Below are 19,609 nucleotides of genomic sequence, written 5' to 3' on the forward strand. Positions count from 1 at the left end.
TGGAAGCAGTCCCACCCGCTCGGCCACGCGATACCCAATAGGGAAAGCACTTGCACTTTCAGGTGATCACCGCGTCCTGACGACCTTCTTGCGCTTAGCAGACTTCCCACGTGGCACCCGGGGCGGCACATCCTGTGGAACCTGCTCACCCATTGAGCGCTCAACCAACCGGAAATCGATCTTACGCTCCTCCATGCTGGCTTTGAGCACCAGAACACGCAAACGATCACCAAGCCGGAACACACGACCACGGCGCTCACCTGCCAGCATCTTTCGAATCGGATCGAAGTAATAGTAATCCTGCGGTAATTGGGTCACATGAACCAACCCCGTGACCTTGGATTGCTCCAACTCTACGAACAGACCGAAGCTGGTCACACCACTGATCACACCATCGAACTCACTGCCGACGTGCCGTTCCATCCATGCGGCACGGTAGCGCTCATCCACCTCGCGCTCGGCCTCATCGGCGCGGCGCTCGCGGCTAGAACACTCCAATGCCAATGCAACCATGTTACGCGGCGTATACAGGAAACGCTCCGGTGGCGCACCACTGAGAGCATGTTTGATCGCACGGTGCACCAAAAGATCAGGATAGCGCCGGATCGGCGAAGTAAAGTGCGCGTAGGCATCCAGCGCTAAACCAAAATGACCGCGATTCTCAGCCGAATACACGGCTAGACTCTGGCTACGCAACAGCACTGACTCCAGCAGCACCGCATCTGGACGCTCCCGGACCTTGTTCAACAGCTTGGTAAAGTCGCCGGGCTGCACCTTCCCCCACGAGGGCAAGCTGAGCTTGAATTCTTTGAGAAATTCCAGCAAATCGGCGTATTTACTCTCCGGCGGTCGCTCGTGGATACGATACGGTGCTTGCACCGCCGCCTTGAGCAAAAAGTCTGCGGCCTGCACGTTGGCAGCAATCATGCATTCTTCGATCAGCTTATGCGCATCATTGCGCACCAACATCCCGGCCTGAGTCACCTCGCCGCGATTGTCCAGCACAAAACGGACTTCCGATGACTCGAATTCGATCGCCCCCCGCTGTGCCCGTGCCTTGGCCAACACGCGATACAGCTGATGCAATTGTTGCACCTGCGGCAATAACGCACCCAGGTGCGCCTGTGCCTCTGCATCGTCTTCACCCACGGCCCTCCACACCTGTGTGTAGGTCAAACGGGCATGCGAGTTCATCACCGCCTCGTAGAAGGACGAAGACTTCACCTTGCCCTTACGATCGATTTGCATGTCGCACACCAAGCACATCCTGTCGACCTTGGGCTTCAGTGAGCAAATGCCGTTGGACAAGGTCTCCGGCAACATCGGCACGACGAAGCCGGGAAAATACACCGAGGTGGCGCGTTTCATCGCCTCTTCATCCAGCGGCGTACCTGGACGCACGTAGTAAGAAACGTCTGCAATCGCCACCACTAAGCGGAAACCACCACGGTTGGGCTCGCAGTACACTGCATCGTCAAAATCTTTCGCATCCTCGCCATCAATCGTCACCAACGGCAGCCCACGCAGATCCACGCGTCGGCCAACCATACTTGACTCTACAGTCAACGGCACCGCCGCCGCCTCATCCAACACCATCTGTGGAAATACATGCGGTAACTGATGACCATGAATGGCCGTCTCAACGACCAGCGACGGAGTCAGTGCGTCACCAAGCACGGCCAGGATGCGACCGATCGCCGGACGGCGCGTGTCTGGGGGCACAACCAATTCACACACGACCAATTGGCCCTCGCAGGCACCGCCGATACGGTCCGGTGGGATCTGTACATTACGCTGTAAACGCTTGTCGTCCGGCTCGACATAAGCGATGCCCTGCTCATAGAAAAAGCGTCCGACCAGACGGGTCATCCGACGTTCCAAGACGCGGGCGATCTTCCCCTCGCGGCGGCCACGGCGGTCGATACCAGTGAGATTCACCAGCACCCGATCACCATGGATGACCTTGCGCATCTCGAACGGAGGTAAGAACAGGTCGTCCCCTCCCTCATCCGGCTTGAGGAAACCGAAGCCATCGGGATTGGCAATCACCGTACCAGCAATCAGGTTGACGTGCTGCACCGGAGCAAAACCGCCACGGCGGTTCTTGACCAATTGACCATCACGCACCATCGCACCGAGACGCCGCCCAAGGATGTCGATGCGATCGCCAAACCCGAACCGATCGGCAATCTCCTCAACCGTCTGTGGGCCATCGCACGCATCCAACAAATCGAGAATTGCCTCACGACTCGCAATAGGCTCAGCATAACGTTCGGCCTCACGTGCCGCATGCGGATCCTGAAAAGGCACTGCTGCCGCAGCCCGAGCTAGGCGTGGTGACGCTTTCCTAGAGGAAGACGCTGCGGGCGCATGTTTTAGGGGGGCTTTGCGTTGACGTAATCGCTTACCCGTCACGACTGCCGGCGGCGGCGGCGTGGCTGGGGACAACGTAGTGTGTCCCTGTTGTTTGCCGTCGGGACTCCGCTTCTTGTTCGATGTCACCTTAGATGGGGCCGAGACACGCTTTGCAGAAGAGATCGTGGTGGTACGTGCAGTCTGTGACGCCTGAGCGCCCTTGATAGTTTTTTTCTTCATGACCGCCCATGGTACCTCTGAGTACGCATCACGTCCGCTGAAACAGTCACCTTAGATAGATCCATCCAGCAAAAAATCATTAACAGTCTTATCTTGATCGTGGCGGTCACACCTGAGTCGGTCTCTCAGGCCGTGAAATTGATAGACGGTCCAGTGTCTAAAGACTCGCGAATAAATAAAGCTTTAGGCTATGTCTTCAGCATCTAATGGAATCCAAAACACTTCCACGCACTACTAGTGGCTGATGAAGACATAGGAAGGTTACGAATGGATATCGCACAGCAGCGTATGGACATGACATCGAAGTTTCAACATCCGAACGAGCTTTTTTCAACCACTTTAACGCGCGTTATGAACGCTGTAGAAAGAGACTGCGCTGCCGAACATCAGAAGGATGGAGACGACACAATGCAAATTTGCTAAGCGATCAGGCCATCGTTCTTTATCACCAACCAGTCGTCACCCAACGCTTCATGCATCCGCAGCTGCGCTGGCCTCCTCTTGGAAGGGATGGCAGCAGTACGAAGCCATGTCCAGCCTCAGCAAGGATGATGGCTGCAATGCCATCCCCTGCATCCTGTGCTAGAAAACCACTTTTACTCTTTGACCCGCGATGTGCTGCACATGCTGCATCTGCTGCATCCGCTAATACATTTGGGCGCACACCCGGCAACGCACAGGCATGATGCGTCCTGTCAGCAAGCAGGACAGCACGCTTACCACCCTCTCTGCTTTTACGTTTGCTCCTGCTCCAGCATCGCCCACCCGTGCGCCATGCCTAACAACAGATGACGACTTCCGGTCATCCAGAACCAGTGATGCTGGAGTACTCCGTTGTGCCCGGAGCAGCATGCAGGATCGAACTTGCGTTCTTAACCATCACTTCGCAGTAGCCGGACTGCAAGCCACTTTGAAAGTGCTAAGCGTGCTGACAGACCGTCTCATAAGGAACGAACTGTTTGATTCGCCTGTGCATGGTGGGTTGTCGCCCCAATCGGCGACCTGGTTTGCAATCCCAAGGTTCAATGCACATAGCGTCAGTGCGCGCGGCCTTCAGGCCGCCGATTCCTTAACTCGGTATTACAACCATGCACCGTCAACCTCCTTCAAATGCAGCACGTCATGTTAATGCGCATCAGAAGGGTACTCACATTGTGAGTACCATCAAAGTAAATCAATAACTTACGATAGTTTCCGAGAGCAGCCTATATCGCCTTGTCCTACGGAGCCGTAAGCCAGAGGCTATTGCCTTCTCGGATTGGGTGACAGATGAAGTTCTCCCCTCCATCCGCAAGACGGGCCGCTATACCGCTACCGGCACGATGGTAGATGACAATGTGCTCTACGCCATCCGTTTTCTGTCCGGACACTTCAAGGGGCTGCACGAGATGGCCCGCGTCAACAAGGTGTCGCAAGCGCTGGCTTGGCTTGGGGCTAAGCGGATCAGCGGTGAGCTTTACGACCGCCTGCTTGACGGGATGCATGGCGGTGTCGGTCCGATAGAAAAGGCCCTTGACCCGCACATGGAACAGGCCGCGCAACGGGTGCTTGGCGAGCTGTACAGACCACGCCGCACGGCTTGATACGTGTGGCAGCGTAGTGCGGCGTTGATACCGCCGCACTTTTCCCCCTAATCTACGCGCCTGAGTGGTGATCCCGCACATTTGTTTTTGCCGCCATCGCGCGATTTCCCCCAAGCCCTGTACACCCGCAGGGCTTTTTTTATTGAGCACAGACCGCCTCCGGGCGGTTTTTTGCGTTGCGGAGAACGGCTATGAACCTAGGAACCGAAGGCATCGCCCTCATCAAGTATTTTGAAGGGTGCAAGCTGACCTCGTACAAATGCCCGGGTGGCAAGTGGACCATTGGCTATGGTGATACCGGGCCTAGCGTGGTGCCTGGTTTGAAGATCACCCTAGAGGAAGCCGAAACGCGCTTTCACACCCGGATGTCTAAGGAATTCGTGCCGGGGGTGCGTCGGAGGCTGCGCGTGCCTGTCACCCAATATCAATTCGATGCGCTGGTCTCGCTGGCTTACAACATCGGCTTGGGGAATTTGGGGATCTCAACGTTGCTGCGCAAGCTCAATGCGGGAGATGTCACAGGCGCGGCGGAGCAGTTCCAGGTATGGAAGCACGCCGCTGGGCGTGTCTCTAGAGGCTTGATCATACGGCGGGCCGTAGAACGGGTGTTGTTTGAAGGTGGGGATTGGCGCGCCGCAGCCAAACGCTTACATGCCGAAGCAAGAAAGCGCCGTGATGCAGTGAAGGACCGGTGTGCTTGACCTGACCGACATGCCCCTGTGGAAGGAAGCCTTTTGCGTGGGCCTGGCGATGATGGCCGGAACGCTGGGCTATTGCATGCGCACGCTTGATGAAGGCGGGAAGCTGCTGTGTTCGCGGGTGTTGGTTGAAACCCTCAGCGCGGGGCTGGTGGGCTTATGTGTCATGTGGGGGTGCGACGCGCTCGATATGAGCCAGTCCATCACGTTCGCCACGGTCGGGGTGTCTGGGTTGATCGGTACCTCCAATAGTCTGGAGTTCATCCAACACGTCATCTCCCCAAAAATGAGTTCTAAAAAGAGACCCTCTGATGATCGTTAAACGGATACGCCGGATGCGTCAGCATCTGCCCAGTGTGCGGTTGCTGATCGAGTACACGATGATTGGGGCCTTAGTGGCGCTGATCGGTCATGCGGTGCTGGCGTGGTCTGAACGTAGCCAGTTAGCGCAGCGTGCCACGCACCTGGCGCAGCAACTGGCCCGTGTGGAAAGCACCTTGGAGCAGCAGATCGCGATTAACCGTGATCAGGATGAAGCGATTGCACGGCTGCGCTCCTTACGCGAGATCGACAGGCACGCCCTTGCGGGCCTGCATACGGATTTAAACCGGATCACCTCCCGGGACCGCGTTTTACGGCAGCGCATCACCCACCTGGAGCATTTGCACGATGAGGCTAAAACCTTTCTGGATACTGATGTGCCTGACGTGCTTGGGTGCCTGCTCGACGGGAGCACCTGTCAAGACGATCACGGTCGTCCAGAGCCGCGTTGAGGTGGCTGCCCCGCCACAGGAATTATTACGCCCTTGCGAGGAGCCAGTACTGCCGCGTGTGGCGACGGTGCGTGATGTGCTTGAGCATGCGCTGTCATGGCGTGTGGCCTATGCGCACTGCGCCGCTCAAGTGCGTTGTCTTGCGGCGTGGACCCAGGCGGCCAGCCGTGAGCAAGCCTGGCAGCCCGACGGGTGCGGCGCATTGGAGCCGGAGTGAACGCATGTTGGACGTGCATATATTGACCCTGCCGGACACGCCGGTGGCGTGGGTGCAGCAGCGTCGTGCTGCGATCGCGGCGGCGGTGGCCCAGGCCGGTTACCGGGTGGTCATTCACGAGTTGCCTGGAATCATCGGGCATATTGGCCGTGGCCGCGCCCGTGGCTACCGTCTGGGCACCCAACCCTATGTGACCTACATCGACGATGACGACGTGGTATTGCCTGGGGCGTTTACGGCCCTTGGGCCCGCACTGCACGCCGGACACGAGGCCATCGCCCCCGGAGAGACTACCGAGCAATCCGGCGTGCGGCGGCGCTGCCCCGGCCCGCATCATCTGATCTGCTATCAACGCTCCACGGCGTGCGGCTTTGATCACGCCGCCTGGCGGGTGTGCGGCGACCTGGCCTTCGCGCATACCACCCGGATGCACCCAGTCAACGACCACAGCTACGTCCATCGTCTGTATGAGAGTCCGGGCCGCCGCTTGCGCCGTACCCACTATCGCGAACTGATACAGGCCTGGGGACATGGCTAACTTACTGGCCGATCCATCCCTGTGGAAAAGCTGGCAGGGCATGTTCTGGGGCGGCTACGTGGGCCCCCCGGCGGAATACTGGGATGCGCGCACGTGCGCTTATTTCATGTATCCGGATGCCAGTGCGGGGGGCGTGTTGGAGATGCAGTTAGTGACTGCTCCGGCACCCGGGGATGTTGTGGCGGGCGAGTACGAACCGCTCACCGGCAATCCTGGCGGCGCAGTGCCGGTATTAGAGATGCACACCAACGGCAGCACAGCCACATTAAAAACCGTCACCTTCCCTAAGCCTTTCGGCAGCGCGCCGTACTTCATCAAAGCCAGTGTCACCGTGGTGCGCACCACCAATACCAGCCTGGTGGCCGAAAGTGTGAGTGGCGCATCGACGACCGCGGCCACGTTCAATTTTGTCACGGCTGACAGCAAAGAGAAAAACTCCGACGTGCTCACCTCTCCCATTCCGTTTCAGTGGTTGGCCTTCGGCAAGGTGCAATCATGAACACCGCGTTCGCGGCGCAACCACGTGTCGATCAGCCGGTGGTGGACAGCGCCGGACGGATCACCCCACCGTGGCGAAACTATCTGGCCCGGTTGAGTCTGACCCAGGACAGCGACGCTTTACGGGCGTTGTACGAAACCCTAGATAAGACGGTGACCCAGATCAAAAACGGGCAGGGCTTGCAACTATCGATCCTGGGCCGACAGTCCATCAATGCCGATGGGGTCGTGTCTAACGGCGTTGTGGTGCTTGCGCTGGTGGGCGATGAAGCGACCCCCGCCGCAGAGGCTTATTACGGTACAGACGCCACCGGCGAAAAAGGCTTCCACTCCCTTGGCTTCAAGTTGAACCGGCAGCGGGAGCCCAGCATCGCAGTGTGCGATGCTCACGCCACTGACACCCCTGCAATGTCGTTGCACGGCGGGGACGCAGGTGTACAGGCCCCGCCCGCATTGCAATTTCACCAGGGTGACGGTACGCACCTTCAGGCGCGCCCGGCGAGCGGGGGATCAAAGACCATCACCCTGCCAAACGCCTCTGGCGATCTGATCATTGATGCGCCTAGCGATAGGCAGCGTTACGTCCGGCAAGATGGCGGTTGGGTCGCTATCGAAACTGAGCCTGCGCCCGCATCCGATCCGCTGCCCGATGCAGTACGAGCACGGCGCGATCTGCTACTCAAAAACAGCAACCACTACATGCTGTTGGATGTCCCCCTCTCTGAAGCTAAGCGCACGGCATGGATGCAGTACCGCACCGCATTGCGCCAGATCACATCGCAACCTGGTTTCCCTTCCCAGGTGACATGGCCCGCTGCACCGCATCCGTAGGACATCCGCTGAAAGTCATACACGCTGTTACGGCATTCCCTGATTCCTTAATCCCCGCGGCAAAGGCATCTTCATCAGGCCGGACACGGGGCCATGAAGGCCGCTCAACCCGCGGGGCGTTAGGAGCAGCGCCTTTATCGGCACCTTAAGGAAACCCCATTATCGAAAACACACCGGCATCAGTCCCATTTCGGGACTAAAGTTACTCCATGAGGGTCATAGCCAAACATCATCTTGTCGATTACTGGACTAAACATTCAGATACTGAGCAACCGCTCAAGTCTTGGTACGACGAGGTATCCAAAGCTGAATGGAAAACCCCGCAGGACATCAAGCGACAGTACGCTAGTGCAAGTTTTGTGGCTAATAATCGCGTGGTGTTCAACATCAAAGGTAATACTTACAGGCTCATTGTGGCTGTGGCCTACCGATTTGGCGCGGTGTATATCCAGTTTGTTGGCACCCATCGGCAATATGACCAAGTAGATGCAGCCACTGTCGAAACGGAGTAAAGCATGAAACGCGCAATGGAACTCAAACCGATCAGAAACGAGGCCGAATACGAAAACGCACTGCGTGCCGTTTCGCCTTACTTCGACCATGAACCAGAATTGGGAACGGCAGAGGCTGATCAATTTGAAATGTTGCTTATCTTGATCGAGGCTTACGAGGCAAAACATCACTCCATCGCCCCACCCAATCCGATTGAGGCAATTAAATTTCGCATGGAACAGGCCGGGTTAACCCCCAAAGACTTGGAACCCATGATTGGGCGCCGGAATCGCGTTTACGAAATTCTGGCTGGCCGTCGCCCTTTGACCTTGGCCATGATCCGAAAACTGCATACAGGCTTGGGGATTCCGGCGGAAAGCCTTATCGGGCAGTAACCTTGATCGACCACGAAAAATCATCTCCGCATGTACTTTATAGGCTCTATAAAATCAATCAGTTATAAGCATGTCGCCAATACCGATTGCGGAAACAAATGTAAAATAACCATTTGATATTTAATGCTTTTCCGTGCCGTATTAAAGACAATGACGACCGCTGGCGCATCACTCACAGTGCTTCCATCGTTCACTTAGATATCAGATTCGCGTGGCAACCCGCCAAACAACGTCTGCTTGCACACTTCGAGCGGCGCTTGACGATCACAGTACCCATCGACGGGCTTGAAAAACGTCAGTCCATCCATCCTGGCTCGGACCTGGATGGACAACTATGAAGGCCCAAACATGACTTTAGGTGACATCACCACTCAAAGGCATATCAAAGGTTATCGCTCAGCTGCAAGCGCTGATTGGATCGCTACCAAAGAAAAAATGATCAGAAAAGATCAAATCAAGCACAAGATTGAGAAACAAAAATTACGAAAATGGAAGTCCACATTCGACAGGATCTCCCATAGCATTCAGGAAAAACCAATTATGTTCTTCAAGCATCGATACGAGATGGGCGGCACCCACAACACCCCCTTCATTGTCCTGCATCACCCTTGTTTGATGACACCTTATCAATGTCAATAGTGGTATAGAGAGCGAATGAATGAAAAGAAACGTCATGCTACTGCTTGTAACAATTGCAATGATGATCTTAACGGGATGTAAGAAAGAAAATTCCGGTAGGAAAGAAGAACCAGTGCGAACCGTGAAATGGTTCAAGAAACATAAAACAGAACGCAAAGCGCAGCTTGCTGAATGTAGATCGAACCCAAGCGAACTTGCTATCACGCCAAACTGCGCAAATGCCAGCGATGCCGACAACTAATGGCATCACTGGAAGCAAAAGAACGACATCTCATGGGCTCAGGTTTTTCATTTCATTAGAGAAAGAAACAACACAGAACACGCTCAACACCTTCTTAATACCAGTAACGACGCATTGTGCAAATCTTGATGATCACTGACATGACACTCTATATCGCGCTCACGGCCTAACATCATCATTTATTAGTTGGATCAAATTGCCCTTTTGGATTATTTTCCGGTTAATTTGTGATGTAAATAACAATAAAAAATTTTAAATATCCATGATCGATAGCTATTAAGTTTTTCTTCACAACATATAAAGACATGACTCTATGAAATATCAGGATGCAATCATGGAGCAAGATTCATAACTGCATCTCATCCCTTAGCGAGCCATGTTCCAAGGCATTTTCTGGCACTTCAGCTTGGTTCAGAAACATTAAAAAACAGATTTTCAACCTGGACGCCTACGATTCAAGAAAAAAATCGCAACCAAATTGACTACTTGATATCACACACCAACACCACAACCAACCCAAAGGCGATCACCAAATTGACTCCCAATATCAAACACACAACACACCCAATCACTCCTGATGACAACCTCGGAAACATTTTTAACGATAATTCCATCTTCCTAAATAAAGGAACTTCTCAGATTCCTATAAGCAGTGCATCTGAGTGTGTTTGCCTGCCTTTGTTGCCTTATTTAGCCTCTGTGAAATTTCGTTGTTTTATTAGTGCCATATTTGGAGAGCATACTTGTATTCGGATCAGTGCAGTATTTTTGAATTGCCAACTCGTTCAGACCTGTCTTAAGTAAAGCTGTGTATGGTAACGACCTCAAATTTAAAATCCGCAACGCTTAAGGTGACGCATGTCGATAGTCCTTTATGTCGGTGGAAGTAAAGATGGTGACAAAGGTGTTGTCCCATATGGTTTCAACAAAACCCGAACAATTACTGAAACAGGGCCTGAGGTATATGTGCAACGCACGTTATCACTCGCCGAGATCGGTACCGTCCGAGTGATGGCACTTGAATCTCTTCAGGAAGATATCCTGATCGAACGTGCTGCTGATCACTACGCAAGACGTGCAAGCTGAATCCACAAGCGCGCCGCCCACCTCCTACTCCTATAGTGGGCGGCGCTGTCAACGGGTTGCACAGCTTTGCAAGGCTGCCACAATGCTGGATTCCTGACAGACGGCCATCGCCGGATTCATGCAAAACAGCCCTCTCACCCAGCAAATTGCACAGATCATTGCCGCTGAGATCTCCGCTCAGCCTAACCAGGCCCGCGCAGCCATCACCTTGATTGATGAGGGCGCAAGCGTGCCCTTCATCGCACGCTACCGTAAGGAAGCCACGGGCGGCCTAGACGACACCCAATTACGCACCCTCGAAACCCGATTAACCTACCTGCGCGAACTAGAAGAACGCCGCTCAGCAATCCTCGCCAGCATTACCGAGCAAGGAAAACTGAGCGACGTCCTACGCGCTGAGATCATCGCTGCTGACACAAAATCACGTTTGGAAGACCTGTATCTCCCATATAAACCCAAACGCCGCACTCGCGCACAGATCGCACGTGAAGCCGGCCTGGAGCCACTCGCCGACAGCCTGTTGGCTGACCCCACACTCGTTCCGGAAACCTTTGCTGCCAACTTTATCGACGCTGAAAAAGGTGTCACTGACATCAAAACCGCGCTTGAAGGCGCACGTGCAATCCTGATAGAGCGTTGGGGAGAAGATGCCGCCCTGGTCGGTGAACTGCGCGACTGGCTCATCAACAATGGCGTGATTCATGCGCGCCTCAGCGAAGGCAAGGAAGACGCTGGGGCCAAGTACAGAGACTACTTCAACCATACCGAGCTGCTCTCCAAGATTCCCTCACACCGCCTGCTGGCGTTGTTCCGCGCACGCTCCGAAGAAGTGCTGCATTTAGACCTAGATCCCGGTCATGATGTTGAAACTGGCCATCAACACTGTGAAAGTCGAGTCACACGTGCCGCAGGTGTCGCTGACCAGGGACGCCCGGCGGACACGTGGTTGATGACCGCCTGCCGCCTGACATGGCGTGCCAAACTCCACATGCATTTGACGTTAGATCTCTTCAACCAGGCACGCGAAAAAGCGGAAGCGGAAGCAATCGCAGTATTTAGCAATAACCTCAAGGATCTCCTGCTGGCCGCACCGGCCGGACCTCGCGTAGTCTTGGGCATCGACCCAGGTATCCGCACTGGCTGCAAAATCGCTACCGTTGACACCACCGGCAAACTCATCGCCACAGAAACCATCTACCCGCACGAGCCGCGGCGCGAATGGGACAAATCACTACACACCCTAAAGACACTCTGCACGCAACATCACGTCACGCTGATTGCAATTGGTAATGGCACTGCAAGCCGCGAGACCGACAAGCTGGTGAGTGACCTAATCAAAGCGCATCCTGCATTAAAACTGCAAAAAATCGTGGTTAGCGAAGCAGGCGCCTCCGTCTATTCGGCCTCAGAATCCGCTGCTAAGGAATTCCCCGATCTAGACGTATCGTTGCGCGGTGCCGTCTCGATCGCACGCCGGCTCCAGGATCCTCTGGCCGAACTGGTCAAAATCGAGCCCAAAGCAATCGGAGTCGGCCAATACCAGCATGACGTCGACCAATTCCACCTCGCTAAAGCGCTGGACTCACGTGTAGAAGACTGCGTGAACGCCGTTGGAGTGTATGTCAACACAGCATCCGCTGCACTGTTGTCGCGCGTATCTGGCTTGTCTGCGGCCGTCGCTGAAAACATCATTCGCTATCGCGATGAACACGGATCGTTCAAACAACGCCAAGACCTATTGAAAGTACCAAGACTGGGCACAAAAACCTTTGAGCAATGCGCCGGCTTCCTGCGTATCGCTGACGGCAAAGAACCTCTGGACGCCTCTGCAGTACATCCAGAAGCCTACCCGGTCGTCGAACGCATCGTGCAAGCAACAGGCAAGCCGATCAAAACATTGATTGGCGATAGCCGCACCTTGCGCGTGCTCAAACCAGAACAATTCACTGACGCGAGTTTCGGAATACCGACCATACGCGACATCATCAAAGAACTGGAAAAACCAGGCCGCGACCCACGTCCGGAATTTAAAGCTGCGCAATTTACTGAAGGCGTAGAAAACATCAAAGACCTCAAGCCCGGCATGATCCTCGAAGGAGTCGTTAGTAACGTGGCCGCATTTGGTGCCTTCGTCGATATCGGGGTACACCAAGACGGATTAATTCACATCTCAGCGCTGTCGGACCGCTTCGTCAAAGACCCGCGTGACGTTGTCAAAGCGGGCGACATTGTCAAAGTCAAAGTCTTAGACATTGATGTGCCGCGCAAACGTATCGCACTGACGTGCCGCCTACATGAAGACCCCCCCCTCACCAGCCAATAAGGCTGGTCATGAACATGACACACGCAACAGCCCAGGTCCCATCGCCAGGAAAGTCAAATCCCCTCCTCCCCCAACCGATAACACACTCGCACAAGCCTTCGCACGTGCACGACTCAAATGAATGCCCCCAGGAGGGGCTCCGTTCCGGACACATTGGTCAGAATGCGCTGCCAACCGCTTACTCAGCTGCGTCGATATCGCCTTCTCACACTTTGAAGCACCTGAGTACCTGCCTAACACGTGTGACGCACATTGAAATCGGGCAAGGATGATTTCGCGTCCCATCTTTCCAACCGCCGTGTCCGATACGACATGAGCTATGGATTCAGGCAACACGATTCAATGGCCAACACACACCACACAGGAAGAAAGAACCATGCTGAAAGTGACAAGCTTATCAAAGCGCCCCAGCACCTCATACTACAGTTACGTCACCGAAAGACTGCTTCCGACAATGAACACACCATACTCGGATACGCTGGCAAGCCTGCCTATCTCCCTTTGCATCCTCCTGATATCCAACCTTGCAACACTGATAAACATACTAAACAACCAACATCATCCGGAATGTAGCATCGCCCTTCACGAATACACACACGGGATGAGCTGATATCTGATTTCGCTGAGACGATTCGGCGCAATGCCGGATTTCAAGGCTAGTGCAGAGACCAATCCAACATTAACAATGTCCTTTCGATGCGGCCAATTTCCCGCAGTACTTTTGCCAACCCGTTCTGCTTTAGATAACTGACTCACTTTTTCAACATGAGTGATGCGGTAACTATACCCTGCTTGATGGATGTGGCCAGACGCAGTAAGTCATTTCAGTGGGGATCTATTTTTTCAGGTTGAGACCCGTTGTGTAAATGAGCGCCTGATGGAAAGACTAAGATTAATACTATCAATAAGAATGGTTGTAAGAAAAAGTCGAATGCTCGAGTGAACCAGGTAATTTTTAAGACAATTGAAATACTTAGTAAACCAAGTATTTCCATCATTACAGGAGGCGGCAGTACATTCCATCATCTTTTCTAAAAAAAGAAATTTTTTGTAGTGTCATTCAAGAATTAACCAGTGATGCAACGCGTTGGGGTTGGCGGCCCCATGCCATACATGCTGACGGTAGCAATCTGCTTCATGCGTGGATCGATTTTCGCTGCGCTGATAGCAAAGCTACCACTGCCACAAAATACCGAGCAGACCAATACGATGACGGTCGACATCTGAACGTGTACCCAGATAATTCACTGCCGCACTGAAATCTTCCGCATAGATATCCGGAGAGACGGCGTTACGCGATTAACCCTCGCTTTCGCCCCAGAAAGAGAGATCAATAGCCAGTGTCACAAAGCCTTGTTCCGTGAGCCTATAGGCATATAAATCCGAGCTTTGTTCTTTGAGCGCCCCCATTGGATGGCCAAAGATAATCGCCTGTTTTTTTACATTCTGACTCATATCTTTAGGCATAAAAAGATGAGCAGTGACATTCATGTGATACTGACTTTTAAAGCTCACTTTTTCTTAGTGACCTTTTACTTTTTTAAAAATTATCTGTTACGTTAAACATATCGACTGCTGTTACAGCAGCAGAAAACAAGCTCATTAACAACCAAAACAACATATTAAATGCTCTCATTGAAGCACCCTAAGCGAGTTTAATTAGATATCTTTACGTGATGTCAATAAAACCAAGAAAGCAGCCATCACCAATAAAACGCCGCTGATGATGAAGGTGCTTTGATAACCACTGTGGTCAAACGCTAAGCCACCGACTGTGGAACCCAAGGCGATCGACAATTGCACTACAGCAACCATCAGGCCACCACCTTGCTCAGCATCATCAGGCATGGTTCTGGTGATCCAGATCCACCATCCGATAGGGGCTGCCGTTGCGATACATCCCCAAGAGCCGAGCAAAGGTACGACAACCCAGACGTTGCGACCAAATACAATCAACGCCACAGCAATCGCGGCCATGAGCAAAGGAATCGCTATCAACGTAGGGTAAAAACCAGATTTCAGAAACGTGCCAATAAACAATGTACCAATAAATCCCATCAGACCAATCGTTAGCAAAATGAAAGACAGCACACTGATATGCACCTGCGTGATCGTTTCCAGGAATGGACGCAGGTAGGTAAACAAAGAAAACTGACCCATAAAGAACAATCCGCAAGCCGCCAAACCAACCAACACAAGTGGGTTAGCGAAAAGGCGAAAAACAGTGCCAGTACGTTTATCGCTTTTACTCACTGTCATTGCTGGCAAACTGAACCACTGCCAGATGGAAGCAATCACCGCAACTGGAACGAGGCAAAAGCATGCGCCACGCCAGCCGATCACCGCACCCAGATAACTGCCTAGCGGTGGAGCAACAACGGTTGCCAAAGCATTACCGCCATTAAAAATGGCCAGTGCGCGAGGAACCTGATGTTGAGGAACCAAGCAAATGGCAGTGGCAGCAGACAGCGACCAGAATCCCCCGATAGAAACGCCGATCAGGGCACGTCCCGCCATATAGATCAGATAACTGGATGCCAACGCCATGACAATTCCGGAAAGTGCCATCAACGTGGTGATACTCAATAGCAAAATCTTACGATTGAGATTCCCGGCAAGCGTAGAGATAGAGAGACTCGTCAGTACTGCAAACACCCCAGACATCGTGATCCCCTGCCCTGCTAGACCTTCACTGATGCCTAAATCCATAGATAGGGGCGTAAGCAGGCTAACAGGCATAAATTCCGAAGCAACTAACGCAAAGACGCACAGCGTCATGGCGAATACACCACTCCAGTACACTTGATCTTTGTGGTGTGATGCGTCTCTCCGCAGAGTGAACATAAATACTTATCTCCGAATAAACCCCAGACCGTTTTCAAGCAAATCGGAAGCAGGCGTTATTTCTAGAAATAACGTCAAAAAGATTAATCATGTAGTAAACATAAAGGCAACAGCACTTAACGTGCCGAAATTTTACACATCCAGCATACATTTAATAACTAATGAATACTTAATTTTATTATAAGCTTTACTTATTAATATCAAGACGAATACCTGATGAAACGTAACCTTAACGATCTTTTTTATTTTGTCATGGTCGCACGTCAAGGCAGTTTTACCCGAGCAGCCGCTCACCTGAACGTGACTCAGTCTGCTCTCAGCCAAGCGATTTCGGCTCTGGAAGAACGTATGCACATTCGTCTGCTAACACGTACGACCCGTCGCGTGTCACTGACTGGCGCTGGAGAACGGCTCTTACAAGCGATCGGCACTCGAATTGATGAGATAGAAGCCGAGTTGAATACATTGACCGAACTACGCGATAAACCTGCAGGTACGGTACGTATCACCTGTGGGCCGCATATTCTGAAGACTACGCTGCTTCCAAAGCTGACACCGCTTTTGCGTCAGTACCCGGATATTAATATTGAATTCGACGCAAATCATGGTTTGCGTGACATTGTGGCAGACCGTTTTGATGCTGGTGTGCGACTTGGAGACACTATTGATAAAGATATGATTGCCGTGCCTATCGGACCAAAATTACGTATGGCGGCGGTGGCATCACCGAATTATTTTGCGCGTCATTCAATCCCGCAAATACCGCATGAACTGACACAACACCAGTGTATTAATCTACGAATGATCAGGTCTGGCGAACTGTATATCTTGGATTTTGATCAGGGTGGTGGCAATTTGAATGTACGCGTTAACGGGCAGCTCACGTTCAACACATCTGAACACGTTATCGATGCTGCACTGGCGGGGTTTGGAATCGCCTTTTTGCCCGAAGAAGAGTTTGGTACGCATATTGAAACAGGTCATCTGATTCGAATGTTGGAACCATGGTGCCATCCATTTCCAGGCTATTCGCTGTATTACCCGAGTCGTAAACATCCCTCTCCAGCATTTTCGCTGATAGTAGAAGCACTGCGGTTAAGTTAGGACACATAGACCAAGAATAAAAATATAGCTTTTTACTCTAAACGCTGATAACTCGAAAACTCATGAAATAAGCTAAACGTACAATCATTTCAGTTTTACAAGCTGCTCTCCGGATTGTTCCCATCCGATCGCTTGATCATCCATGATGCCTATGAAGGTCATCAAACACACTCATTGACGTTAGATATCTTTCAATGCAATCGAGATCTCTCCATCTCAGACGTGTTAACACGTCCTAAACCACTACAACGATTCCCATGCAACGCCAACCTGATCCAGGCCGAACGACGCCAAGCATGATTCAACAGCACATGCAACTTGTTGCACATCATCGTCAGCCCTCCCACGGCGCATCGCAGTCCACTCGAAACAGCAATGAGCCAATACATCAACAGCAGACGTTGTTACCGTGTGTCCGCTGTCGGAACCGGCCACCATCATGGCGCCGCCCATCACAATAATTAAACTTGACTCAGCGGCATCTGATTTTTTCCACTGAGACGTTTTCTTAAGTACTGGATAACCAAACAGCATGATGCCAACGACATCACGACGATTTGTCAGCAGCATAGTGCCGGACTTACTCCATTTGTTTGCACACATTGACCACTGCCCCCGAGTTCTCCATGCAAGACCAGATCATTGATGCCCTGCATCGTCAGGCACACACCGAAGCACTGACCCTGGCCCGCGCCTGGTGCGCATCTGCACCCGGTGAGGCGCAACCGCAACGCTGGCTGGCAGCGGCCCTGCAACAACATGGCGAGCACGAAGCGGCACTGGCTGCCAGCGAAGCCGCACTGGCACTAGCCCCCGAACTACCGGAACTACATCTGCAACACGGTCTCCTGTTAATCGCCCAACACGACCTCTCCGGCGCCGACGTAGCACTGTCTCGCAGTACCCGCTTAGATCCCAACCAGTTCAGCACTTATGTCATGCAAGCACACTTGGCAATCGCACGCGGCGCCCTGGACGAAGCCGAGCAACTCAGCCGCACTGCCGCACGCGTGATGCCGGATCACCCGCAACTGCTGGCCGTGAACGCCACCATCGCGCTGCATCGCGGGCAAAGCGACCAGGCACTGGCCATGCTCTCGCAAGCCGCCGAGCGGCTGCCTGATGAACCAGCGGTACTGTTCTCGCTTGGCTTCGCCTACCTTCAAAAAGGTCATATTGCGTTCGCCGAGCGCGCGTTTCAGCGTGTCATCGAACTCAACCCGCAGGTCATCCCGGTACGGACTCTTATCGCCCAACTGGCACAACGCCAAGGCCGACTCAATGACGCACTGACCATCCTGGAAGAAACACTGTCCTTACCTGGAGGCGACACCCCAGCGTTACGCCGGTTGGCTGGTGAATTTGAACTGCTGGCCGGACACCCGGATCGGGCACTCACACACCTGCGCCAGGTACTGACAACCTGGCCGGCAGACCGGCGTACCCTAGAAGCACTGCTGACTGCCTGGAAGCAATTGGATACAGACGATGACGCCCGCGTCACCCTGGACGCAGCGTTAGAGACCGCACCACACGCCCATGATCTATGGCTGGCACGCCTGGCCGTAGCACCCATCGGAAGCGAGGAAGCACGCACCGTGATCGAACGGTGGCTATTGGCCATGCCGGAGCATCTTCCAGCATTGGAAGCACTGATGGGCTTGCACGACATACAAAACGAACCTGAAGCCGCCGAGACCGTGGCACGGCAAATCGTGGCCATCGAGCCAGGCCGGCTCAGCGGCGAACAGCGGATTGTGGAAGCGCTGCTGCAACGCGACCCACCAGCCGCGGTCGCTTGTTTGCAACAACTCATCGAGAGCGTGCCCGAACATGAACGCACCGTACTACGACCGTGGCTGGGGCTCGTCCAAGATCGTGCCGGCCAGTTTGAGGCAGCGCTGGCAACCTGGCTGCAGTTCCAAGCCGAACAAGCTCAATACCGACTGCCACTGCCGCCACAAACCTGGCCCAACCCACGGCAATGGCCCGACTTGGCCGCAATCCCCGATGAAATAACGGCACGCCCACTGCTGATATGGGGGCCTCCCGGCAGCCACGTCGAGCGCGTCACCATGATGATGGCCTGGGCCAGCAGCATGCTGTGTACTGATCGCTATAGCGAGACACCGCCACCAGATCCACTGCAACGCTACGAAACGGTGTCCGAACTGGCATCCGGCACATTAGCACCGCAGGCCTTGGTCGATGCATGGCGGCAACACCTACCGGCACGCGGCATCGAAGACGGCAACGTAATCGATTGGTTGCTCTGGTGGGATAACAGCCTGTTATCGGCATTGCGTCCCCACTTACCGGAAGGTCGGCTGACCATTGTGCTGCGCGATCCGCGTGACATGCTGCTGGATTGGATCGCCTACGGCTCACCAATACCGCTTGCGTTGGAGTCACTGCAACAAGCGGCAAACTGGCTGGGAGACATCCTGAATCAAATCGCTACCCTGCACGAACTTGACCTGTATCCACACCACCTCATCCGCCTGGATGGGATCGAAGACAATCCACCGGCACTGGCCGCCACCCTGGAAGAGATCTTCGGCTATCCGTTTCCAGTACCACCATCGCTGGAGGCGCCACGCTTGGCCGCTGGCCGCTGGCGTGACTACCAAGAAACACTCAGAAACGCATTCGACGCGCTTATGTTGGCCGCCATGCGGCTGGGTTATCCCATTGACTAAAAACCTCACCGCAAGTTCTAAGATGTGATCTCTATCCTCCCCCAGCTTCCCAA

At 53.5% G+C, this 19,609-nt stretch carries 19 protein-coding genes and 3 pseudogenes; 17 read left to right on the top strand and 5 right to left on the bottom strand.

Features of this window, described 5'->3' with window-relative positions; all coding sequences use genetic code 11:
* Positions 1–66 precede the first annotated feature (66 nt).
* Entirely contained in the window at positions 67–2,595 is a 2,529-nt protein-coding gene (gene rnr / locus PLS229_RS06760; RefSeq protein ID WP_038272997.1) for a ribonuclease R, read from the bottom strand.
* A 1,106-nt stretch (positions 2,596–3,701) separates the two neighbouring features.
* Here rnr and PLS229_RS06765 point away from each other — a divergent pair.
* From PLS229_RS06765 to PLS229_RS06830, 14 genes and pseudogenes are all read left to right on the top strand, one after another.
* Positions 3,702–4,178 (top strand): annotated as a pseudogene (locus tag PLS229_RS06765) (BRO-N domain-containing protein); the annotation flags it as partial.
* A 191-nt stretch (positions 4,179–4,369) separates the two neighbouring features.
* Positions 4,370–4,879, top strand: a complete 510-nt coding sequence (locus PLS229_RS06770; protein ID WP_114867133.1) for a lysozyme — start codon at positions 4,370–4,372, stop codon at positions 4,877–4,879.
* Positions 4,872–5,198: a phage holin family protein gene (locus tag PLS229_RS06775; protein ID WP_038272608.1), complete on the top strand. Its 327-nt coding sequence runs from the start codon at positions 4,872–4,874 to the stop codon at positions 5,196–5,198. Before PLS229_RS06770 ends, PLS229_RS06775 begins: the two co-directional genes overlap by 8 nt.
* The gene (locus PLS229_RS06780) at positions 5,188–5,649 is read left to right on the top strand and encodes a hypothetical protein (RefSeq protein WP_038272606.1); all 462 of its coding nucleotides are present in this window, start codon (positions 5,188–5,190) and stop codon (positions 5,647–5,649) included. Before PLS229_RS06775 ends, PLS229_RS06780 begins: the two co-directional genes overlap by 11 nt.
* Entirely contained in the window at positions 5,573–5,866 is a 294-nt protein-coding gene (gene lysC / locus PLS229_RS06785; protein ID WP_236632879.1) for an Rz1-like lysis system protein LysC, read from the top strand. The genes PLS229_RS06780 and lysC overlap by 77 nt, the downstream gene beginning before the upstream one ends.
* A gap of 4 nt (positions 5,867–5,870) precedes the next feature.
* Positions 5,871–6,404 carry a glycosyltransferase family A protein gene (locus PLS229_RS06790; protein WP_051482374.1) on the top strand — a complete coding sequence of 178 codons (534 nt, stop codon included), beginning with the start codon at positions 5,871–5,873 and terminating at the stop codon, positions 6,402–6,404.
* Complete coding sequence (locus tag PLS229_RS06795) at positions 6,397–6,903, top strand: hypothetical protein (protein ID WP_038272601.1); 507 nt, start codon at positions 6,397–6,399, stop codon at positions 6,901–6,903. The genes PLS229_RS06790 and PLS229_RS06795 overlap by 8 nt, the downstream gene beginning before the upstream one ends.
* Complete coding sequence (locus PLS229_RS11955) at positions 6,900–7,733, top strand: tail fiber assembly protein (protein ID WP_200866213.1); 834 nt, start codon at positions 6,900–6,902, stop codon at positions 7,731–7,733. The genes PLS229_RS06795 and PLS229_RS11955 overlap by 4 nt, the downstream gene beginning before the upstream one ends.
* Before the next feature lie 209 nt (positions 7,734–7,942).
* Positions 7,943–8,245, top strand: coding sequence for a type II toxin-antitoxin system HigB family toxin (locus PLS229_RS06805; protein ID WP_038272599.1), 303 nt, complete (start codon positions 7,943–7,945; stop codon positions 8,243–8,245).
* A gap of 3 nt (positions 8,246–8,248) precedes the next feature.
* Positions 8,249–8,620 (top strand): helix-turn-helix domain-containing protein, encoded by a 372-nt coding sequence (locus tag PLS229_RS06810; protein ID WP_230428215.1) that lies wholly within the window; start codon positions 8,249–8,251, stop codon positions 8,618–8,620.
* Between the two features lie 348 nt (positions 8,621–8,968).
* On the top strand, positions 8,969–9,259 hold the full coding sequence (locus PLS229_RS06815) for a hypothetical protein (protein ID WP_152536656.1): 291 nt from the start codon (positions 8,969–8,971) through the stop codon (positions 9,257–9,259).
* A gap of 19 nt (positions 9,260–9,278) precedes the next feature.
* Positions 9,279–9,500: an EexN family lipoprotein gene (locus PLS229_RS06820; RefSeq protein ID WP_038272593.1), complete on the top strand. Its 222-nt coding sequence runs from the start codon at positions 9,279–9,281 to the stop codon at positions 9,498–9,500.
* Positions 9,501–10,358: 858 nt separating this feature from the next.
* On the top strand, positions 10,359–10,586 hold the full coding sequence (locus PLS229_RS06825; RefSeq protein ID WP_038272591.1) for a hypothetical protein: 228 nt from the start codon (positions 10,359–10,361) through the stop codon (positions 10,584–10,586).
* 118 nt (positions 10,587–10,704) lie between these two features.
* Positions 10,705–13,030: pseudogene (locus PLS229_RS06830) on the top strand (Tex family protein).
* Between the two features lie 547 nt (positions 13,031–13,577).
* On the opposite strand, the pseudogene PLS229_RS12735 reads toward PLS229_RS06830, so the two are convergent.
* Positions 13,578–13,733: pseudogene (locus tag PLS229_RS12735) on the bottom strand (Tn3 family transposase); the annotation flags it as partial.
* A 250-nt stretch (positions 13,734–13,983) separates the two neighbouring features.
* On the opposite strand from PLS229_RS12735, the gene PLS229_RS11960 reads away from it, so the two are divergent.
* A complete protein-coding gene (locus PLS229_RS11960) occupies positions 13,984–14,136 on the top strand; it encodes a hypothetical protein (protein WP_201745808.1) in 153 nt (50 codons plus the stop codon).
* A gap of 72 nt (positions 14,137–14,208) precedes the next feature.
* On the opposite strand, the gene PLS229_RS11965 is transcribed toward PLS229_RS11960, so the two are convergent.
* Together PLS229_RS11965 and PLS229_RS06840 are read right to left on the bottom strand one after the other, a co-directional pair.
* On the bottom strand, positions 14,209–14,400 hold the full coding sequence (locus PLS229_RS11965; protein WP_201745809.1) for an alpha/beta hydrolase: 192 nt from the start codon (positions 14,398–14,400) through the stop codon (positions 14,209–14,211).
* A 168-nt stretch (positions 14,401–14,568) separates the two neighbouring features.
* Positions 14,569–15,687 (bottom strand): MFS transporter, encoded by a 1,119-nt coding sequence (locus PLS229_RS06840; RefSeq protein ID WP_230428504.1) that lies wholly within the window; start codon positions 15,685–15,687, stop codon positions 14,569–14,571.
* Between the two features lie 279 nt (positions 15,688–15,966).
* On the opposite strand from PLS229_RS06840, the gene PLS229_RS06845 reads away from it, so the two are divergent.
* Positions 15,967–16,857: a LysR family transcriptional regulator gene (locus tag PLS229_RS06845; RefSeq protein ID WP_114867135.1), complete on the top strand. Its 891-nt coding sequence runs from the start codon at positions 15,967–15,969 to the stop codon at positions 16,855–16,857.
* 243 nt (positions 16,858–17,100) lie between these two features.
* Here PLS229_RS06845 and PLS229_RS06850 read toward each other — a convergent pair whose 3' ends face one another.
* The gene (locus tag PLS229_RS06850; protein WP_038272586.1) at positions 17,101–17,427 is read right to left on the bottom strand and encodes a hypothetical protein; all 327 of its coding nucleotides are present in this window, start codon (positions 17,425–17,427) and stop codon (positions 17,101–17,103) included.
* Positions 17,428–17,483: 56 nt separating this feature from the next.
* On the opposite strand from PLS229_RS06850, the gene PLS229_RS06855 reads away from it, so the two are divergent.
* Entirely contained in the window at positions 17,484–19,556 is a 2,073-nt protein-coding gene (locus PLS229_RS06855; protein WP_038272583.1) for a tetratricopeptide repeat protein, read from the top strand.
* Positions 19,557–19,609 lie beyond the last annotated feature (53 nt).

Source organism: Xylella taiwanensis, assembly GCF_013177435.1.
Lineage (GTDB): Bacteria > Pseudomonadota > Gammaproteobacteria > Xanthomonadales > Xanthomonadaceae > Xylella > Xylella taiwanensis.